The 18,653-nt window shown below is 66.2% G+C and carries 16 protein-coding genes; 13 read left to right on the forward strand and 3 right to left on the reverse strand.

Going from position 1 to position 18,653, the window contains the following annotated elements; translation table 11 throughout:
* Positions 1 to 94 precede the first annotated feature (94 nt).
* The 6 genes from QT382_RS03580 (at position 95) to QT382_RS03605 (ending at position 7,895) form a co-directional block, all read left to right on the forward strand.
* On the forward strand, positions 95 to 751 hold the full coding sequence (locus QT382_RS03580) for a DedA family protein (RefSeq protein WP_289252670.1): 657 nt from the start codon (positions 95 to 97) through the stop codon (positions 749 to 751).
* Complete coding sequence (locus QT382_RS03585; RefSeq protein WP_289252671.1) at positions 748 to 4,083, forward strand: S41 family peptidase; 3,336 nt, start codon at positions 748 to 750, stop codon at positions 4,081 to 4,083. The genes QT382_RS03580 and QT382_RS03585 overlap by 4 nt, the downstream gene beginning before the upstream one ends.
* Before the next feature lie 91 nt (positions 4,084 to 4,174).
* Complete coding sequence (locus tag QT382_RS03590; protein WP_289252672.1) at positions 4,175 to 5,440, forward strand: hypothetical protein; 1,266 nt, start codon at positions 4,175 to 4,177, stop codon at positions 5,438 to 5,440.
* A gap of 2 nt (positions 5,441 to 5,442) precedes the next feature.
* Positions 5,443 to 5,898 (forward strand): type 2 periplasmic-binding domain-containing protein, encoded by a 456-nt coding sequence (locus tag QT382_RS03595; protein ID WP_289252673.1) that lies wholly within the window; start codon positions 5,443 to 5,445, stop codon positions 5,896 to 5,898.
* A gap of 5 nt (positions 5,899 to 5,903) precedes the next feature.
* On the forward strand, positions 5,904 to 7,109 hold the full coding sequence (locus tag QT382_RS03600) for a GGDEF domain-containing protein (protein WP_289252674.1): 1,206 nt from the start codon (positions 5,904 to 5,906) through the stop codon (positions 7,107 to 7,109).
* A gap of 126 nt (positions 7,110 to 7,235) precedes the next feature.
* Positions 7,236 to 7,895 carry a peroxiredoxin gene (locus tag QT382_RS03605; RefSeq protein ID WP_289252675.1) on the forward strand — a complete coding sequence of 220 codons (660 nt, stop codon included), beginning with the start codon at positions 7,236 to 7,238 and terminating at the stop codon, positions 7,893 to 7,895.
* Positions 7,896 to 7,925: 30 nt separating this feature from the next.
* Here QT382_RS03605 and QT382_RS03610 read toward each other — a convergent pair whose 3' ends face one another.
* Together QT382_RS03610 and tsaE are read right to left on the reverse strand one after the other, a co-directional pair.
* Positions 7,926 to 9,278 carry an N-acetylmuramoyl-L-alanine amidase gene (locus QT382_RS03610; RefSeq protein WP_289252676.1) on the reverse strand — a complete coding sequence of 451 codons (1,353 nt, stop codon included), beginning with the start codon at positions 9,276 to 9,278 and terminating at the stop codon, positions 7,926 to 7,928.
* Complete coding sequence (tsaE, locus tag QT382_RS03615) at positions 9,275 to 9,757, reverse strand: tRNA (adenosine(37)-N6)-threonylcarbamoyltransferase complex ATPase subunit type 1 TsaE (protein WP_289252677.1); 483 nt, start codon at positions 9,755 to 9,757, stop codon at positions 9,275 to 9,277. Before tsaE ends, QT382_RS03610 begins: the two co-directional genes overlap by 4 nt.
* On the opposite strand from tsaE, the gene queG reads away from it, so the two are divergent.
* The 5 genes from queG to QT382_RS03640 all read left to right on the forward strand — a co-directional run bounded on the left by queG (position 9,758) and on the right by QT382_RS03640 (position 15,553).
* Positions 9,758 to 10,861: a tRNA epoxyqueuosine(34) reductase QueG gene (gene queG / locus QT382_RS03620; RefSeq protein ID WP_289252678.1), complete on the forward strand. Its 1,104-nt coding sequence runs from the start codon at positions 9,758 to 9,760 to the stop codon at positions 10,859 to 10,861.
* 50 nt (positions 10,862 to 10,911) lie between these two features.
* Positions 10,912 to 11,493, forward strand: coding sequence for a chalcone isomerase family protein (locus tag QT382_RS03625; protein WP_289252679.1), 582 nt, complete (start codon positions 10,912 to 10,914; stop codon positions 11,491 to 11,493).
* A complete protein-coding gene (gene xerD / locus QT382_RS03630; protein WP_289252680.1) occupies positions 11,493 to 12,401 on the forward strand; it encodes a site-specific tyrosine recombinase XerD in 909 nt (302 codons plus the stop codon). Before QT382_RS03625 ends, xerD begins: the two co-directional genes overlap by 1 nt.
* A 138-nt stretch (positions 12,402 to 12,539) precedes the next feature.
* Entirely contained in the window at positions 12,540 to 14,909 is a 2,370-nt protein-coding gene (locus QT382_RS03635) for a TonB-dependent receptor (protein WP_289252681.1), read from the forward strand.
* 41 nt (positions 14,910 to 14,950) lie between these two features.
* Positions 14,951 to 15,553 (forward strand): MarC family protein, encoded by a 603-nt coding sequence (locus tag QT382_RS03640; protein ID WP_289252682.1) that lies wholly within the window; start codon positions 14,951 to 14,953, stop codon positions 15,551 to 15,553.
* On the opposite strand, the gene QT382_RS03645 is transcribed toward QT382_RS03640, so the two are convergent.
* The gene (locus QT382_RS03645; RefSeq protein WP_289252683.1) at positions 15,532 to 16,101 is read right to left on the reverse strand and encodes a GNAT family N-acetyltransferase; all 570 of its coding nucleotides are present in this window, start codon (positions 16,099 to 16,101) and stop codon (positions 15,532 to 15,534) included. The genes QT382_RS03640 and QT382_RS03645 overlap by 22 nt on opposite strands.
* Before the next feature lie 316 nt (positions 16,102 to 16,417).
* Between QT382_RS03645 and aceA the strand changes: the two genes are divergently transcribed.
* A complete protein-coding gene (gene aceA, locus QT382_RS03650) occupies positions 16,418 to 17,707 on the forward strand; it encodes an isocitrate lyase (protein WP_289254682.1) in 1,290 nt (429 codons plus the stop codon).
* Between the two features lie 245 nt (positions 17,708 to 17,952).
* Positions 17,953 to 18,651, forward strand: coding sequence for a UCP032817 domain-containing protein (locus QT382_RS03655; RefSeq protein ID WP_289252684.1), 699 nt, complete (start codon positions 17,953 to 17,955; stop codon positions 18,649 to 18,651).
* Positions 18,652 to 18,653: the final 2 nt, after the last annotated feature.

Here is an 18,653-nt window from a genome sequence, read left to right on the forward strand (position 1 = left end):
AAGAGCTCAGTCGCCTTAACGGGCTACTCAATGCAAGCCCCTCGGCAGCGATGCCGAGGGGCTTTTCATTGGGCTGCACCCATAATGCGCCGCCATGGATTTCATCGCGCTGCTGATCGACTTCGTCGTCCATGTGGACAAGCATCTCGCCACCTTCGTGGCCGCTCACGGCGCCTGGATTTATGCGCTGCTGTTCCTGATCATCTTCATCGAGACCGGCGTGGTGGTCATGCCCTTTCTGCCGGGCGACTCGCTGCTCTTCATCGTCGGTGCCATGTGCGGCACCGGCCTGCTGGACCTGGGCCTGTCGATAGCGCTGATGCTCACGGCCGCGATTGCCGGCAACCAGAGCAACTACGCCATAGGCCGCTACTTCGGCCCCAAGGTCTTCCAGTGGGAGGACTCGCGCTTCTTCAACCGCAAGGCGTTCAACCAGGCGCATGAGTTCTATGAGCGCTATGGCGGCATCACCATCGTGATCGCGCGCTTCATGCCCTTCGTGCGGACCTTCGCCCCCTTTGTGGCCGGCGTGGCGCAGATGACGCGCAGCAAGTTCACCTTCTACGACATCACCGGCGGCGCGCTGTGGGTGGTGGGCATTACCTTGGCCGGTTACCTGTTCGGCAACGTACCCTGGGTGCAGGCCAATCTGGAAAAAATCATCTGGGCCATGATCATCCTCCCCGGCCTGATCGCGATAGGCGGTGGCTTGAGATCCAAGCTGCGCCGCCACAACAAGGAGACTGCATGAAGTTCCGCCTCAAGAAGACTGTTCTGCTCGCCGCATTGGCTCTGGCCGGTGCCACCCAGGCGTCGGCCAGCGAGCCGACCCGGCTGCTGCGGCAGCCGGCGATCTCGGCCAAGCACCTGGCCTTCGTCTATGCCGGCGACCTCTGGATCGCCGAGCGCGACGGCAGCAATCCGCGTCGTCTGACCACGCACGCGGCCGGCGAGTCCAATCCGCATTTCTCGCCGGACGGCAAGCAGATCGCCTTCTCGGCCGCCTATGACGGCAACACCGATGTCTACGTGATGCCGGTCGAGGGCGGCCAGCCGCGGCGCCTGACCTGGCATCCGGGGGCCGACGTGGTCAGCGGCTGGAGCGCCGACGGCAAGCGCGTGCTGTTCGCCAGCCCGCGCGAGGTGGCCAACAACCGCAGCAACCAGCTGTTCGAGATCGATGCCACCGGCGGCTTCGAGCGCAAGCTGATGGAGGCCGTGGCCTTCGAGGGCAGCTGGAGCGCCGACGGCAAGAAGCTGGCCTTCCGTCCCTACCGCGCTGCCTATGCCGGCACGGCCGGCTGGCGCCAGAGCCGCGGCGGCACCACGCCGCCGGTCTGGATCATCGACCCGGCCACCAACCAGTGGGAGCAGATTCCCCACGTCAACGCCAGCGACATCAACCCGGTCTGGGCCGGCGACGAGGTGGTCTTCATCTCCGACCGCAACAACGGCGCGGCCAACCTGTTCGCTTTCAATCCCAAGACCAAGGCGCTGCGCCAGCTGACCAAGGAAACCGGCTGGGACGTCAAGGCGGTGGAATCGCAGGGCCGTACGGTGGTCTACGAAGTCGGCGGCAAGCTGATGGAGCTGAACCTGGACGGCGGCGCGGCGCGCGAGATCAAGGTGGCGATCAACACGCCTTCCATCCAGGCTCGCACGCAGTGGAAGGACGCCTCGCGCAACATCACCTCGGCCCGTTTGTCGGCCACCGGCAAGCGCGCCCTGGTCAGCGCCCGCGGCGAGGTGTTCACCGTGCCGGTCAAGGACGGCACCGTGCGCAACCTGACCGAGAGCTCGGGCGTGCGCGAGAAGGATGCGATCTGGAGCCCCGACGGCCAGCGCGTGGCCTACATCTCCGATGCCCCGGGCATGCGCCATCAACTGGTGCTGGAGAGCCAGACCGGCACCGGCAAGCCCGAGGTGATCGACCTGCCCAAGACCGGCTACTACACGCTGCGCGACTGGGCGCCCAATGGTCAGCTGCTGGCCATCGAGGACAACCACCTCAACCTCTACACGCTGTCTCTGGCCGATGGCCCCAGGAAGGGCCAGCTGGTCAAAGTCGACTCCAGCCCGCGCCGCCAGGGCAGCTTCAATGCCGGCTTCTCGCCGGACAGCCGTTTCCTGGTTTATGCCGTGACGGCGGGCAACCACATGGGCCAGGTGCGCCTGGCCGAGCTGCAGAGCGGCAAGACGCACGAGGTCAGCGACGGCCTGAGCCACGCCGACAACCCGGCCTTCTCGCCCAAGGGCGACTACCTGTTCTTCAGCGCCTCGATCAATGCCGGTCCTTCGGCGGTCGGCCTGGACATGTCGACACAAGAGCGTCCAATTCGCGCCGGGCTCTACGCCCTGGTGCTGGCCGCCGACGGCAAGTCGCCGCTGGCCCCCAAGGCCGGTGACGAGGAAGCCAAGAAGGACGAAGCCAAGAAGCCCGAGGCAGCTGCCGCGGCCGCTTCCGCCGCTTCGGCTCCCGCTGCCGCCAAGCCCGCCGAGAAGAAGGAAGCGGCCAAGCCGGTGCGCATCGACTTCGAGGGCCTGCAGCAGCGCCTGGTCGCCTTGCCGGTGCCCGAGCGCAACTATGACAGCCTGGCCGTGGCCGCCGATGGCGCGCTGTTCTACATGGAACGCCGCCAGCCCGGCTCCAGCCGCGAGTTGCCGCAGAACGCTGCCAATCCGAACAGCGACCTCCACCGCTTCGACTTCGAGGAGCGCAAGAGCAAGCTGCTCAAGTCCGGCATCAACGGCTATGACCTGAGTGCCGACGGCAAGAAGCTGCTGATCGACGCCGGCCGCGGCAAGCTGGAGATTGCCGATGCCAACGACAAGGCCGATGCCAAGCCCATCGACCTGAGCGGCCTGCGGGTCAAGGTCGATCCGCGCGCCGAGTGGAAGCAGATCTTCGACGAGACCTGGTGGATGGAGAAGGAATACTTCTACGACCCGGGCCTGCATGGCCTCGACTGGGACGGCGTCTACAAGCGCTACCTGCCGCTGCTGGCCCATGTGCAGCGGCGCGAAGACCTGAACGACCTGCTGGTTGAGATGATTGGCGAGCTGCAGGTCGGCCACAACCGCATAGGCGGTGGCGACGTGCACCAGGAAGCTGCCGTTGCCGTCGGCCTGTTGGGCGCCGACTACGAGATTGACCAAGGCCGCTACAAGCTGAAGAAGGTCTATGCCGGCGACCGCTGGAATCCCTTCCTGAAGGCGCCGCTGGCGGTGCCGGGCGCCGGTGGCAAGGCCGGCGACTACCTGATGGCCATCAACGGCCGCCAGGTCGAGGCTTCGACCAACCTGTACTCGCTGCTGGAGAACCAGGTCGGCAAGCAGCTGACCGTCACCCTGGCCGCGGATGCCACGGGCAAGGGCAGCCGCGACATCGTGGTCGAGCCCATCGCCAACGAGGCCGGCCTGCGCCAGTGGGACTGGATTGAACGCAACCGCCAGTATGTGCAGCAGAAGTCGGGCGGCAAGGTTGCCTACGTCTACATGCCCGACACCGGCGCCGGCGGCTATCAGTACTTCAACCGCATGTTCTTCCCGCAGATCGACAAGCAGGGCCTGATCGTCGATGACCGTCGCAACGGTGGCGGCCAGGCGGCCAACTACGTGACCGAGCTCTTGAATCGCCCCTACCTGGCCAGCTGGAAGGACCGCGACGGCCTGGTGTTCGACACGCCGGGCGGCGCGATCTACGGCCCCAAGGCCATGCTGATCGACCAGGACGCCGGGTCCGGCGGCGACTTCATGCCCTACAGCTTCAAGCGCGTGGGCCTGGGACCGCTGATCGGCAAGCGCACCTGGGGCGGCCTGATCGGCATCTCGATCAACCCCAACCTGATCGACGGCGGTTCCCTGGTCGTGCCCTACTTCCGCTTCTACACGCCGGAAGGCGAATGGCGGATCGAGAACGAGGGCGTGGCGCCGGACATCGACGTGGAACTGGATCCGGGCGCGGTCAACCGCGGCCAGGACCCGCAGCTGGACGCGGCCATCGCCAATGTGCTGGAGCGTCTGAAGACCTGGAAGCCGATCCAGCGCCATACGCCGCCGGCACCGGCCACGCTCGGCAAGTAGGCGAGACAGACCTGACCCCGGGGGCAGCGCCAATGGCACTGCCCGTCCGGCTGCGCTAGGCTAGGCCGAGCCACGCAGCATGGGAGCCGGCATGTCGGGACAGTCGAGGACCGGGCAGGGGGCAAGGCCGCGCTGGCTGGCCGGTGCCCTGACCCTGCTTGCCATGACCACGGTCTCGGCCGAGGGCCTGCGCCTGGCCGGCTTCGGCACGCTCGGCCAGGTCAGCGACAACCGCAGCAATATGGCGCCGGCCCGTGATGTGACGCAGCGCCCCCGCGACGGCGAGGCCACCGGCAGCAGCTGGCGGGTCGATTCACGCCTGGGCCTGCAGGCGGAACTGCCGCTGGGCAGCACGGTCGACCTGGTCGGCCAGCTGCTGCTGCGCGACCAGGACCGGGTCAACTTCAACAACTCGCTGGAGCTGGCCTACCTGGCCCTGCGTCCGCGCGCCGACGTCAATCTGCGTCTGGGCCGGGTCAGCTACGACGCCTTCCTGATGTCCGACCACCGCAACGTCGGCTATGCCTACACCTGGGTTAGGCCGCCGCTGGAGTTTTACGGCTGGCTGCCGATCTTCTCGATCGACGGTGGCGACGCCTCCTATGTGGTCCAGTCGAGCTCGGCACGCTGGATCTGGAAAGCCCAGTTGGGCACGGCGCGGGGCACGATTCCCATCGGTGCCGGCTACGACTTCCGTGCGGACCGGCTCTGGAGCCTGTCGCTGAGTCGCCAGGGTCGTCTGTGGCGGCTGAAGCTGGCGCATTCGCGCTTTACCTCGGCGCGTGACCCGTCGGCCTTCGCAGCACTGCACCAGGGTCTGGATCAGGTGGCGGCAGCGTCAATTCCCGGCGTCAGCACCGAAGCGGCCGAGTTGCGCACCGACCTGGCATTCAAGGGCGCTCGCATCAGCTACACGACGCTGGGAGCGGCCTTCGACAACGGAACCTGGGTGGCCCAGGCCGAGCTGGGCCGCACCACGTCCACCCAGGCGGTGCTTCCGCATGGCCGCATGGCCTACCTGGGCCTGGGTCGGCGCTTCGGCGACTGGACGCCTTTCTTGCTGCACAGTGTTTCGCGGCCCGGCAACGGCGTGCGCGGTGCCCGCAACGACTGGGGAGCGTTCAACGCCACCTTGCGCGATCCGGCGCTGTTCACCGTCAACACCACGCGCATTGACCAGCGCAGCAGCTCGCTGGGCCTGCGCTGGGACCTGTTGCCACAGGCAGCCCTGAAGCTGCAGTGGGATCACACCGAGGTCAGGCCTTCGGGCTATGGCCTGTGGTGGCGCAGCCTGGCCATCAACATGCAAGGGCGCAGCGTCAACAGCACGACGCTGACGCTGGATTTCAGCTTCTGACCATGGGACACCGCCTGCGCCTGCCGATCCGCCTGGCCTGGCTGCTGGTCGTGGGCCTGGCCTGGCCGCTGATCGCCGGTGCCGACCTCGTGGTGATCGTCCATCCCGACAACCCGCTGAAGGCCCTGCAGCCGCGCCAGGTGTCAGACCTCTACCTGGGCCGCACCCGACAGTTCGCCGGTGCCGACGTCACGGCCCAGCCGGCCCTGGTCTACGAGCAGCCCTCGGGCAGCGTGGTCCGGCAGCGTTTCTTCAGCGCCCTCAATGGCATGGAGATCAAGCAGGTCAATGCCTATTGGGCACGGCTGCGCTTCAGCGGCGAAGTGCTGCCACCTCCCATCCTGGCCGACAGCCTGGCCGTGCGTGAAGCGGTCAGCCAGGACCGCATGGCCATTGGCTACATAGACGCCGCCTTGCTCAATGCCTCGGTCAAGCCGGTGCTACGCCTCAAGGACTGAACCCGATGAAGCAATGGCGCAGCGACAAGATCGAAGTTCGGCTGGTGCTCACGGTGGGCCTGGGCCTGCTGTTGTTCGCCTTGGTGGCCGGCCTTTTCAGCTACGCCTATTTCCACCGCCACCAGCTCGACGAGGCCGAGTCGCTGCAGCGCCAACTGGTGCAGACGGTGCGGGCCCAGGCCGAGGTGGCGGCCTTTGCCTCCAACCAGGAGATCGCCCGCGGCGTGCTGGAAGGACTGCTGGCCAATCCGGCCATCCTGGCGGTCCGGATCGAGGCCGGAGAAGGCTTCCGCGCCGAGCTCGGCTCGCGCCAGCAGGTCGACTTCAGCGCCGGCCGCGAGTTCGCGCTTTTTTCGCCGGTCGATCATCTGGAGCGCATAGGGACGCTGCGTGTCGTGCAGGACGACGCCCATGTGCGCGGAGTGGTGATTCGTGCGGCCCTGTTCCAGACGCTGCTGATGCTGGCGCAGATGGGGGTGGCCGCCCTGATCATGGCCCTGGTGCTGCGCGCCTTGCTGGTCAAGCCGTTGGTGCAGCTGGCCGATTCCATGAAGCAGATGGCGCCGGGCAGCCCGGCGCGCCTGGACGTCACCCAGACCGGCGCCACCGAAGAGATCCGCCTGCTGGCCTCCAGTGCCAACACCATGCTCGACGCCGCCCAGGCAGCGCTCGATGAGGTGCAGGCGCAGCGCGGCGAGCTGGTGGCCAAGAACGAGGAGTTGCTGCGGCTCTCGTCCACCGACCCGCTGACCGGCGCCTTCAACCGGCTGAAGCTCGACCAGGTGCTGGAGTACGAGCTGAACCGCAGCCAGCGTTACGGCAGCATGTTTTCGCTGGTGCTGCTGGACGTGGACCTGTTCAAGTCGGTCAACGACTGCCATGGGCATGCCATAGGCGACCGGGTGCTGGTCGAGACGGCCGGTCTGCTCGGCGCCGGCATTCGCGAGGTCGACATCTTCGGCCGCTGGGGTGGCGAAGAATTCCTGATCATCTGCCCCGACACGCCGCTGGAGGGCGCCATGGCCCTGGCCGAAAAGCTGCGCGCCCTGGTGGCCGCGCATTACTTCGAGGTCGTGGGCCGCAAGACCTGCAGCTTCGGCGTCAGCGCCTACCGGAGCGGCGACAACATTCCGCTGATCCTGGGGCGCGCCGACGGGGCGCTCTACCGCAGCAAGGCCAAGGGTCGCAATCGGGTTGAGACCCTGGGCTGAATTTGCCGGCCCGGGACGGTGACGGCGGGACGAAAAAGCTCGTAAATTCCGACTCTGGCCGCGCCTGTACTGCGCCGGGCGGACCAACCCGCATATCCATTGTTCAAAGGCGCCTCAGGAGCAAGCATGTCACTGCGCATCAACGATACGGCCCCGGACTTCTCGGCGGCCACCACCCAGGGCCAGATCCGCTTCCATGACTGGATAGGCGAGGGCTGGGCCATCCTGTTCTCGCATCCCAAGGACTTCACACCGGTCTGCACCACCGAGCTGGGCTACATGGCCAAGATCCAGCCGGAATTCACCAAGCGCAATTGCAAGCTGATCGGCCTGTCCATCGACCCGGTGGACAACCATTCGCGCTGGGCTGCCGACATCGAGGAGACGCAAGGAGCGTTGCCGCAGTACCCGATGATCGGTGACACCGACCTGGCCGTGGCCAAGCTCTACAACATGCTGCCGGCCGAGGAGGCGGGTACGTCGGAAGGCCGCACGGCCGCCACCAATGCCACGGTGCGCTCGGTCTTCATCGTCGGTCCGGACAAGAAGATCAAGCTGATGATGACCTACCCGATGACCACGGGCCGCAACTTCGACGAGATCCTGCGCGTGCTGGACTCCATGCAGATGACCGCCAAGCACAAGGTCGCCACGCCGGTGAACTGGAAGCAGGGCGAGGACGTGATCATTGCCGGCTCGGTCTCGGACGAGGACGCCAAGAAGCTCTTCCCCGAAGGCTGGAAGGCGCCCAAGCCCTACCTGCGCATCGTCAAGCAGCCCAAGTAAGCCGGGCCTGCTCTCCCTCCGCGGCAGCACTCAGGACATCGGGCGCTGCCGCGCCATCGGCGGGTTCTTGGCGAAGTACTTGGCAATGCCGCTGGCCAGCGCTTCGACCAGCTGCTGGCGGTAGTCGGGGCTGCGCAGCTTGGCCTCTTCCTCCGGGTTGGAGATGAAGGCGGTCTCGACCAGGATGGACGGGATGTCCGGCGCCTTGAGCACCGCGAAGCCGGCCTGCTCGACCTGCTTCTTGTGCAGCCGTCCGACCTGGCCTATCTGGCCCAGCACCTCGGAACCCAGCTTGAGACTGTCCTTGATCTGGGCCGTGGTGCTCATGTCCAGCAGGGCCTTGAGCACGTTCGTGTCCTTGGTGCGCACCGTATTGATGCCACCTATCTGGTCCGAGGCGTTCTCTCGCTCGGCCATCCAGCGCGCCGCGGCGCTGGTGGCGGCGCCGTCGCTGAGCGCGAACACCGAGGCGCCGCGCGCCTGCGGCGTGACGAAGGCGTCGGCATGGATGGAGACGAACAGGTCGGCTTGCACCCGGCGCGCCTTGCGCACCCGCTCGTGCAAGGGCACGAAGAAATCGGCATCGCGGGTCAGGATCACGCGGATATTGCGGTTGGCGCTCAGCCGCTCGCGCAGCTTGAGCGCCACGGCCAGCACCACGTCCTTCTCCTTCAGCCCGCTGGGACCGACCGCGCCAGGATCCTCGCCGCCATGGCCGGGGTCCAGGGCGATGACGATCAGCCGGTCCAGGTTGCGCGGTGCTGCCGAGGATGCCGGCGCGGCTGGACGTGATGCAGCAGGCGCTGGCGCGCTGGCGGCGTTCTCCGGCTTGCGCGGCAGGTCTTCGCTGCGGCCTATCTTGCCTATCAACTCGTTCAACGCGTCGTTGACCGAGGCCGTGGCCTGCTTCTCGGCGCGTTCCTTCTCGCGCAGCAGCTCCAGCAGCGGATCGGGCTCCTCGGCCGGATAGAGGTCGAACACCAGGCGGTGCTGGTAGGGCTGGACCGGCTTGAGCGTGAAGATCTGCGGCGCCGCCAGCTGCTTCAGATCGAGCACGATGCGCACCACGGTGGGCGTGTTCTGGCCAACCCGCACGCCGGCGATGTAGGGATCGTCCGGCCTCACCTTGGCGATCAGCTCGCGCAGGCCGGGGCTCAGCTCCAGGCCTTCGATGTCGATCACCAGGCGGTCGGGCTTGTCGACCAGGAAATGCTTGGCGTTGAGCGGCTTGTCCGACTCCAGCGTGACCCGCGTGTAGTCGGCCGCCGGCCAGACCCGCACGGCCACGATGCTGGCGGCGTTGGGGGCCGCGCTCAGCAACTGCGGTGCCTGCAGCAGCAGGACCACGCTGCCGGTCTGGCAGAGGAAATCGCGGCGGCTCACGAGGAGGGCCCCAGCGCCGCGAGCAGGGCACGGCCGCGCTCGGTGCCGGCGTCTATGCGCACCCGGCGGCTCTGGTCGTCGAGGGCTTCCATGTGGATCGCCAGGTCGGGCACGGGCAGCATGCCGGCGGCCTTGTCGGGCCATTCGCTGAGCTTGAGACCGGGCGCCACGAACACATCGCGAAAGCCGGCGTCCAGCCATTCGCGCGGATCGTCAAAACGGTAGAAATCGAAATGGCTGGCCACGCCCTGCGGCAGCTCGTAGCTTTCCAGCACCGCATAGCTGGGGCTCTTGATGCGGCCCTCGACGCCCAGAGCGCGCAGCAGGTGCCGCACCAGGGTGGTCTTGCCGGCGCCCAGGCCGCCCTGCAGCTCGATGCTGGCGTCCATCAGGCCCGGCGCATGGGCCAGGGCTTCAGCAAACTGCTGGCAGGCGGCCTCGTCGGGCCAGCTCAGTTCACGGCTTTCTAGAATGGCCAAATGTCTTCGACTCCGGGTGGTCAAGCGCGTGCCGCCTTTGACGGTGCCGCGCTGCTGGAACAGATGCGCGGCTGGGCCGGCGCGCTGGGATTCTCACAGATTGGCGTGGCCGGCATCGACCTGGCAGACGCCGAGCCGGGCCTGCTCGCCTGGCTGGCGCAGGGGCAGCACGGCAGCATGGGCTATATGGCGGCCCATGGCCTCAAGCGCGCCCGGCCGGCCGAGCTGGTGCCGGGCACTTTGCGGGTGATCACCGCCCGCATGGACTATCTGCCGACCGACTCGCCCGAAGGCTGGCAGGCCATCGAATGGCAGGGCCTGGCCCGGCCGCAGCAGGCCCAGGTGTCGATCTATGCCCGGGGCCGCGACTATCACAAGGTGCTGCGCAACCGCCTGCAGCAACTGGCCACGCAGCTGGAGCAGGCGGTGGGCCCGCTGGGCTACCGCGTGTTCACCGATTCCGCGCCGGTGCTGGAGGTGGAGCTGGCCAGCCGCTCCGGTATTGGCTGGCGGGGCAAGCACACCTTGCTGCTGGACCGCGAGGCCGGATCGATGTTCTTCCTCGGCGAAATCTTCGTCGACCTGCCGCTGCCCGAGACCGCGCCGGTGAGCGGCCATTGCGGCCAATGCACGGCCTGCCTGGACGCCTGCCCGACCGGCGCGATCACCGGCGCCTACCGGGTGGATGCGCGGCGCTGCATCTCCTACCTGACCATAGAAAGCGACGAGCCGATTCCGCCGGAGCTGCGGCCGCTGCTGGGCAATCGCATCTACGGCTGCGACGACTGCCAGCTGGTCTGCCCCTGGAACAAGTTTTCGCGCCGCAGCCCGTTGCCGGATTTCGATCCGCGCGAAGGCCTGCAGGCCGGCACGCTGCTGCAGCTCTGGCGCTGGGACGAGGCGGAATTCCTGCGTCGCACCGAGGGCTCGGCGATACGTCGCATCGGCCACCAGCGCTGGCGTCGCAACCTGGCGGTGGCCATGGGCAATGCGCTGCGGGCGGCTGACGACGCCGAAATCCGCGCCGCGCTGAGCCGGGAGCTGCCCCAGGCATCGCCCCTGGTGGCCGAGCACATCGAATGGGCGCTGAGCGAAAGTCTGTAGGCCCCGGTGCTGCCGGCCGCGTTAGGCTAGCGTCCCGACACGGAGAACCCATGAAGTTGACGAGACGAGCGCTGCTGCTGAGCGGTGCCGCCACCACGCTGCCGAGCTGGGCCAAGCGCTTTGAGGACCATGATTTCGCTGACGAGATCCAGCTGGGCGGCAGCACCCTGGTCCTGAACGGCACCGGCCTGTTCAGCAAATTCGGTTTCAGGGGCTACCTGACGGCGCTCTACCTGAGCCGCAAGGCCGACACCGCCGAGGCGGTGTTCGCCAACGCCGGACCCAAGCGCATCCAGATGCGCATGCTGATGGGCGTCGGCGTCGAAGAACTGATCAAGCCCATCCACAAGGGCGTGGCCCGCAATTGCACTCCTGAAGAGCAGCAGCTGATCGCCGCGAGGCTGCCCGCCCTGATCCACAACATCGAGCTGGTCGGCAAGCTGCGCAAGGGCGACCTGATCAACATGGACCATGTGCCCCAGCAGGGCACGCAGCTGAGCGTCAACGGCAAGGCTTTCGGTGCGCCCGCGCCCGGCAACGAACCGATGCTGGCTCTGCTCAAGGTCTTTCTGGGCGCCAAGCCCACGAACGACCGCCTCAAGGCTGGCATGCTGGACCAGCCCATCCCCTGATGGACCGGGCTGCGCGCGAACTCAGCCAGGCGGGCATCGACCGCTTTCTTGAAGCGCTGTGGATAGAGGATGGCCTGTCCGGCAACACGCTGGCGGCCTACAAGCGTGACCTGCAACTGCTGGCGGATTGGCTGGCGAAGGAGCTGGGCCGTAGCCTGGATGGCAGCACCGAGGCCGACCTGCTGGCCTACCAGGCCGCGCGCCATGCGGCCAGCAAGGCCACCAGCGTCAACCGCCGGCTCAGCGTCTTCAAGCGCTATTTCCGCTGGGGCCTGAGGGAAGGTCGGATGACGCAGGACCCGACCCTGCGCCTGCACAACGCCAAGCAGGCGTTGCGCGTGCCCAAGACCTTGAGCCAGGCCCAGGTCGAGGCCCTGCTGCATGCACCCGACACCGACACGGCCCTGGGCCTGCGCGACCGCGCGATGCTGGAGCTGATGTATGCCAGCGGCCTGCGGGTCAGCGAGCTGATTCAGCTCAAGAGCGTGCATGTGGGCCTCAAGGAGACCGCCCTGCGGGTCACCGGAAAAGGCTCCAAGGAACGGCTCGTGCCCTTCGGTGAAGAAGCCCATGGCTGGCTGCTGCGCTATCTGCAGGAGGCCCGCAACACGCTGCTGGCCGGCCAGCGCTGCGACGAGCTCTTCGTCACCGTGCAGGGCGCCGGCATGAGCCGGCAGATGTTCTGGAACCTGGTCAAGAAGTACGCCCTGCTGGCAGGCATCCGCAGCGCCATCTCGCCGCACACCTTGCGCCATGCCTTCGCTACGCACCTGCTCAACCATGGCGCGGACTTGCGCGCCGTGCAATTGCTCCTCGGTCATGCCGACCTGTCCACAACCCAGATTTACACCCATGTGGCACGGGAGCGACTGCGGCAGATCCACGCCCAGCACCATCCGCGAGGCTGAGGTCGCGTACCAGCCGCCGGGCTGGTGAGACCTCCCTACAACAAGTGAAACATTTGCGTCACACCAAGGCTTGCTTCGGTGCGCAAGGCTGAGCAGCATGGCGGCTTCGAAAACAACAGCCCCCGAGGTCCTTCGATCATGAATTTCAAGCCGACCCTGATCGCCACCGCAGCGATGACCGTTCTGGCCGCTCCCGCGCTGGCCCAGCAGGCCGCCGCGCCCACGGCCGAAAGCCGCCAGCAACTGGAAACCGTGGTCGTGACCTCGCAGAAGCGGGTGGAAGACGCCCGCAAGGTGCCGCTGAGCGTGACCGCCATTGGCGGCGAGGCGCTGAAGGAAGGCCAGATCCTGGACTTTGCCGACCTGACCCGCAACCTGCCCAACGTCTCGTTCAGCAGCCAGGGCGGCGCCGGACTTTCGACCATCGAGATCCGCGGCGTCAGCTCGCAGGCCGGCTCGGCCACCGTCGGCGTCTATCTGGACGACGTTTCGCTGACCACCCGCAACCTCTATAGCCAGGGCACGGCCGAGCCGCGTTTCTTCGACCTGGAGCGCGTGGAAGTGCTGCGCGGCCCGCAAGGCACGCTGTACGGCGCCGGCTCCATGGGCGGCACGCTGCGCTTCATCAGCAAGCAGCCCGACCTGAAGCGATTCACCGGCGACGTGCTGGCCGAGGTCTCGAGCACCAGCCATGGCGGCATGAACTACATGGCCCAGGGCGTGCTGAACGTGCCGCTGCAGCAGGGCGTGGCGGCGCTGCGCATCGGTGTGCAGGCTGGCCATGACGCGGGCTACATCGACCAGGTCAGCCCCAAGACCCTGCAGGTCATCGACAAGGGCATCAACGACGTGGACTGGACGGTGCTGAAGCTCTCGGCCAAGTTCCAGTTCAACAAGGACTGGAGCCTGACGCCGGCGCTGTTCTACCAGCACAGCAAGAGCAAGGACATCGATGCGTCGTACCTGAACGTGGGCAGCTACCAGGAGTTCAACGCCGACAAGCCGCTGGCCCTGTTCCAGACCTCCAAGATCATGCGCGAGCCGGGCGACGACAAGCTGACCGTGCCTTCGCTGACCCTGAACGGCGACCTGGGCTTTGCCGACTTCACCGCCATCGTCAACACCTACCAGCGCAAGTTCAACCGCACGCAGGACGGCACCAGCATCAACTCCAGCTACATCGGCAGCCTGATCGCCAACCCGGCGGTGGCCAACATCGTCACCTACCTGCCGTCGGCCGTGTATCTGGACAACAAGATCGACCAGAAGTCGATCGAGCTGCGCCTGGCCTCCAAGGACTACCAGGCCGGTGGCACGCCCATCACCTGGGTGGCCGGCATCTACGCAGCCTCCACCAAGACCGACGTGGCCGACAACGAGCCGGTGTTCGGCATCACCCAGGCCTTCACCAAGAATGGCGTCAACATCTATGACGCCCACCAGTGGGTGGACGATTCGGGCATCTACACCGGCGCTTTCGCCAACGACAACAGCTACTTCTCTGCCCGCCACTACAACACCAAGCAGAAGTCGGTGTTCGGCGAGCTGACCTACCACTTCAGCAAGTCACTGCGCCTGACGGCCGGCATGCGCTACCTGAAGTCCAGCGAGGATTTCAAGCGCGAGGGCGACTTCTTCTTCGCCGGCGGCCCGTCCACAACCGCCATCGACACCAAGGCCAACAAGAGCACGCCGCGCTTTGCCCTGACCTGGGACATGGATGCGGACACCAGCCTCTATGCCAACGTCGCCGACGGCTTCCGCCTCGGTGGCGCCAACCGGCCGATCCCGGCGATCGCCGCCAACATCAGCGACCTGGCCAAGCTGGGCATGACGTTCGCCCAGACCGCGGCCTTCGGCCCGGACAGCCTGCGCAGCTACGAGGTCGGCAGCAAGTCGCGCCTGATGGGCGGCAAGGTGATGCTGAACCTGGCGGCCTATCACATCGATTGGAAGAACATCCAGCAGGACGTCTACCTGCCGACCGCCGGCTTCGACTTCGAGACCAATGTCGGCAAGGCCAAGAGCGACGGCGTCGAGTTCGAGCTGAAGGCCCGCATCACGCCCGACTTCACCATCAGCAGCGGCGGCGGCTACAACAAGGCCGTGTTCGCCGAGGACGTGCCCTCGCTGGGCATGGGCGATGACGGCCTGCCCAACGTCCGCAAGGGCGACAGCATCCAGGGCGTGCCCAAGTACAGCTTCAAGCTGGGCGGCGAATACCTGTTCAAGGCCTTCGGCTTCGACAGCGTTGCCCGCCTGAACACGCAGTGGACCGGCGCCAGCCACGGCTCCCTGGTGCGCGGCGAACCGGACTACGACCGCCCGGCCTACATGACGGTCGACGCCAGCTGGGGCATCAACTTCGACAAGTGGGACCTGAACTTCTCGATCAAGAACGCCGGCAACAACCACAAGGTGCTGCAGCAGCCCAACATCCAGTCGGTGCGTCAGGCCTATTACATGAAGCCAAGGACCATTGGGGTCTCGCTGAGCGGCACTTTCTAAGCAGGCTTTGAAACCCGATCAGGACGGAGAGAATCGCTGTCATGGACCATAGCTTTCTCTCCGCCCTGATCCTCTTGCTGCTGGTGCTGGATCCCTTGGGAAGCCTGCCCATCTTCATCCCCATCATGCGAGAGGTGCCGCGGGAGCGGCGCACGCGGGTGGCCTTGCGCGAGGTCGGCATCGCCTTCATCGTGCTGCTGGCCTTCATGTTCTTCGGCGAGACCTTTCTGCGGGTGATGCACCTGTCGGAGCGTTCGCTGGAAGTGGCAGGCGGCGTGATCCTGCTGATCATTGCGATCCGCATGATCTTCGGCTCCAGCGGCGACTCGTCCTACGGCCTGGAGCCGGGCAAGGAACCGCTGATCTTTCCGTTGGCCGTACCGCTGCTGGCCGGCCCCTCGGCCATGGCCACCGTGCTGCTGCTGGCCTCGCGCCAGCCGGAGCGCATCTGGGAATGGATAGGCGCCCTGGCCACGGCCCTGGTGATCTCCTTCCTGACCCTGCTGCTGTGCGACCGCATCCGCAAGCTGCTCGGCGATTCGGTGGTCTCGGCCATAGAGAAGCTGATGGGCCTGGTGCTGACCGCCATCGGCGTGGAGATGGTGCTGGCCGGCCTGAAGCGCTACTTCGTCGGCGGTCTCTGACCCAGGATCTGCAGCTCGACCTGGCGGCCTGAGGCGGCCCACTGCTCGGCCGTCATTGCATAGGTCGACCATTCCTTGTCGTACCAGGTTTCCAAGCCGCGGTAGCCCATGCCCAGGCGCTGCATCACGCGGGCCGAGGCCTGGTTGTCGGGATGGCAGATCGCGCAGAGCAGGGGTGCCTTCAGATGCTCGAAGGCAAAGGCCGCCATGTGTTCGGCAGCCTCTGAGGCCAGGCCCTTGCCCCAGCAATCGGGCTGCAGGCGCCAGCCGATTTCATGGGCCTGGGCCGAGTCCCGGTCCAGATGCTGGATGCAGCCGGCACCGACCAGGCGGCCGTTCTCGCGCGCGAAGAAGCTCCACCAGGAATAGCCCCAGTCGGCCCAGCGGGCCTGCACCCGCTCGATGCTGGCCAGCGTCTCCTCGCGGGTCTCGGGCCGGCCGCTGATGTAGCGCATCACCTCGAGCTGGCGGTTCATGGCCTGGAGTCCGTCCAGATGCTCGGGCGCAAAGGGTTCCAGGCGCAGCCTGGGGGTCAGCAGTTGGGTCATGGGCTTGTGGTCCTCGAGGGCGGGGCCAGTCTATTCCGGTGCACTTTTCATGATCCAAAACGCCCATTTCGAATCGTGAAATGTGTCGTTGCTGCATCGCCGCAATTTTTCTCATGATGGCGAATGCATTTCCGCATTCCGAAAAACAAAACCCAAGTCATTGATTTGAAATAACAAAATATTTAGTCTTATATAAGACATAAGTCTTCCAAGACTTGGCGAGCAGGCATAGATTTGAGCCATCGAGTCGCCGACTCAAACGCGTTTTTCTTCCTCTCCCAACCTCACCGCCCCGCAGGAGCAAGCCATGACGAACATGACCCGTGAACAGCAGATCGCCGCCCTCGAAAAGGACTGGGCCGAGAACCCGCGCTGGAAAGGCATCCAGCGCGGCTACAGCGCCGCCGACGTGGTCCGCCTGCGCGGCTCGGTGCCCATCGAGCACACGCTGGCCAAGCGCGGCGCCGAGAAGCTGTGGAACCTGGTCAACACCGAGCCCTTCATCAATGCGCTCGGCGCGCTGACCGGCAACCAGGCCATGCAGCAGGTCAAGGCCGGCCTGAAGGCCATCTACCTGTCGGGCTGGCAGGTCGCCGGCGACGCCAACAGCAACGGCGAGATGTACCCCGACCAGTCGCTGTACTCGGTGGACTCGGTGCCCAAGGTGGTCAAGAAGATCAATGCCACCTTCAAGCGCGCCGACGAGATCCAGTGGAGCGAAGGCAAGGACGACATCGACTACTTCGCCCCCATCGTGGCCGATGCCGAAGCCGGCTTCGGCGGCGTGCTGAACGCCTTCGAGCTGATGAAGGCCATGATCGAGGCCGGCGCCTCGGGCGTGCACTTCGAAGACCAGCTGGCCGCCGCCAAGAAGTGCGGCCACATGGGCGGCAAGGTGCTGGTGCCGACCCGCGAGGCCGTGGCCAAGCTGGTGGCCGCCCGCCTGGCTGCCGACACCATGGGCGTGCCCACCGTGCTGGTTGCCCGTACCGATGCCGAAGCCGGAGACCTGGTCACCAGCGACATCGACGACAACGACAAGCCCTTCTGCACCGGCGAGCGCACCGTCGAAGGCTTCTTCCGTACCCGCAACGGCATCGACCAGGCGATCAGCCGCGGTCTGGCCTATGCGCCCTATGCCGACCTGATCTGGTGCGAGACCGGCAAGCCCGACCTGGCCTTCGCCAAGCAGTTCGCCGAGGCCATCCACGCCAAGTTCCCCGGCAAGCTGCTGGCCTACAACTGCTCGCCCTCGTTCAACTGGAAGAAGAACCTGGACGACGCCACCATCGCCAAGTTCCAGCGCGAATTGGGCGCCATGGGCTACAAGTTCCAGTTCATCACGCTGGCCGGCTTCCACAGCCTGAACTACTCGATGTTCAACCTGGCCTACGGCTATGCCCGCAACAACATGAGCGCCTTCGTGGAGCTGCAGGAAGCCGAGTTCGCCGCCGCCGAAAAGGGCTTCACCGCCGTGAAGCACCAGCGCGAGGTCGGTACCGGCTACTTCGACGCCGTGACCACGACCATCGAACGCGACGCCTCGACGGCCGCTCTCAAGGGTTCTACGGAGGACGAACAGTTCTTCGACAAGAAACATGGCTGATCGTCGGCATCCGACCTGAAGTACGAGACCGGGCCTAGGCCCGGTCTTTTTGTTTGCGCCTGTCATGATTTGGTCATGGCGATGTCGCACATTGGCGATACCGACAACAACGAGAACTGGAGGACAAGATGACAGAGAGCATCCGACAAGAACATAAGGGAACCTGGGCCCGCTGGCGCCTGGGCTGGAAGACGGCCTCGAACCGGCGGGAACTGCGTCAGCGATCCGCCGATCTCGCAAGCTTGGTGGACAAGATTCCGCCGCGGATCCAGCAGCTCTGGCTGGAACGCATCAACGAAGACATGCCGGGTTGGCGACCCGACGAAGCCGACTGGCTGCTGGCGGCCGGCGCCCTGCTGCAGTTCTTCGACAGCTGCAAGGAACAGTCGGACAAGGGCGAATGCGCCTTGCCTTCGCGGGCGGCCGACTCGGTCTGGCATCTCTGGCTCAAGCACGAGCCGGCCGGGCTCGCGGCCTTCCAGCAGCAGCATTTCGGCATCGTCCTGCCTCATGTGGAGCGGGCCGAGATGCAGGCGCCGCTGGACCAATCGCTGTCGCGCTGCTGGGTGGCGGCCTGCCGTAACGAAGGCTTGTCGCCGCTGGGCCGCAAGCTGCCGCTGCTGTTCGCGGCCGACCGGCTGCTCAAGGCGCCGAACGGCTGGGCCTACCGCTTCGGCGGCTACGGCAGCCAGCTCTTCCACCAGGACCAGGACGAACGCGGCCGACCGGTGGGCAGGCCAAGCCCGCATCCTGCTATGGGCGTCGCTGCAATGGCCGGCCTGGGCTTGCTGAGCTACGAAGAAATCGCCATGGCCGAGCGCCGCAAGGCCATGAGCGACGGTGGCTCCGGCGGCAGCAGCTGCGGCAGCAGTTCGAGCTGCGGCGACGGGGGAGGGGGCTGCAGCTGCGGCAGCAGCTGTGGCGGAGGCGGCTGCGGCAGCTGAGC

The organism is Pelomonas sp. SE-A7 (assembly GCF_030345705.1).
Classification (GTDB): domain Bacteria; phylum Pseudomonadota; class Gammaproteobacteria; order Burkholderiales; family Burkholderiaceae_C; genus JAUASW01.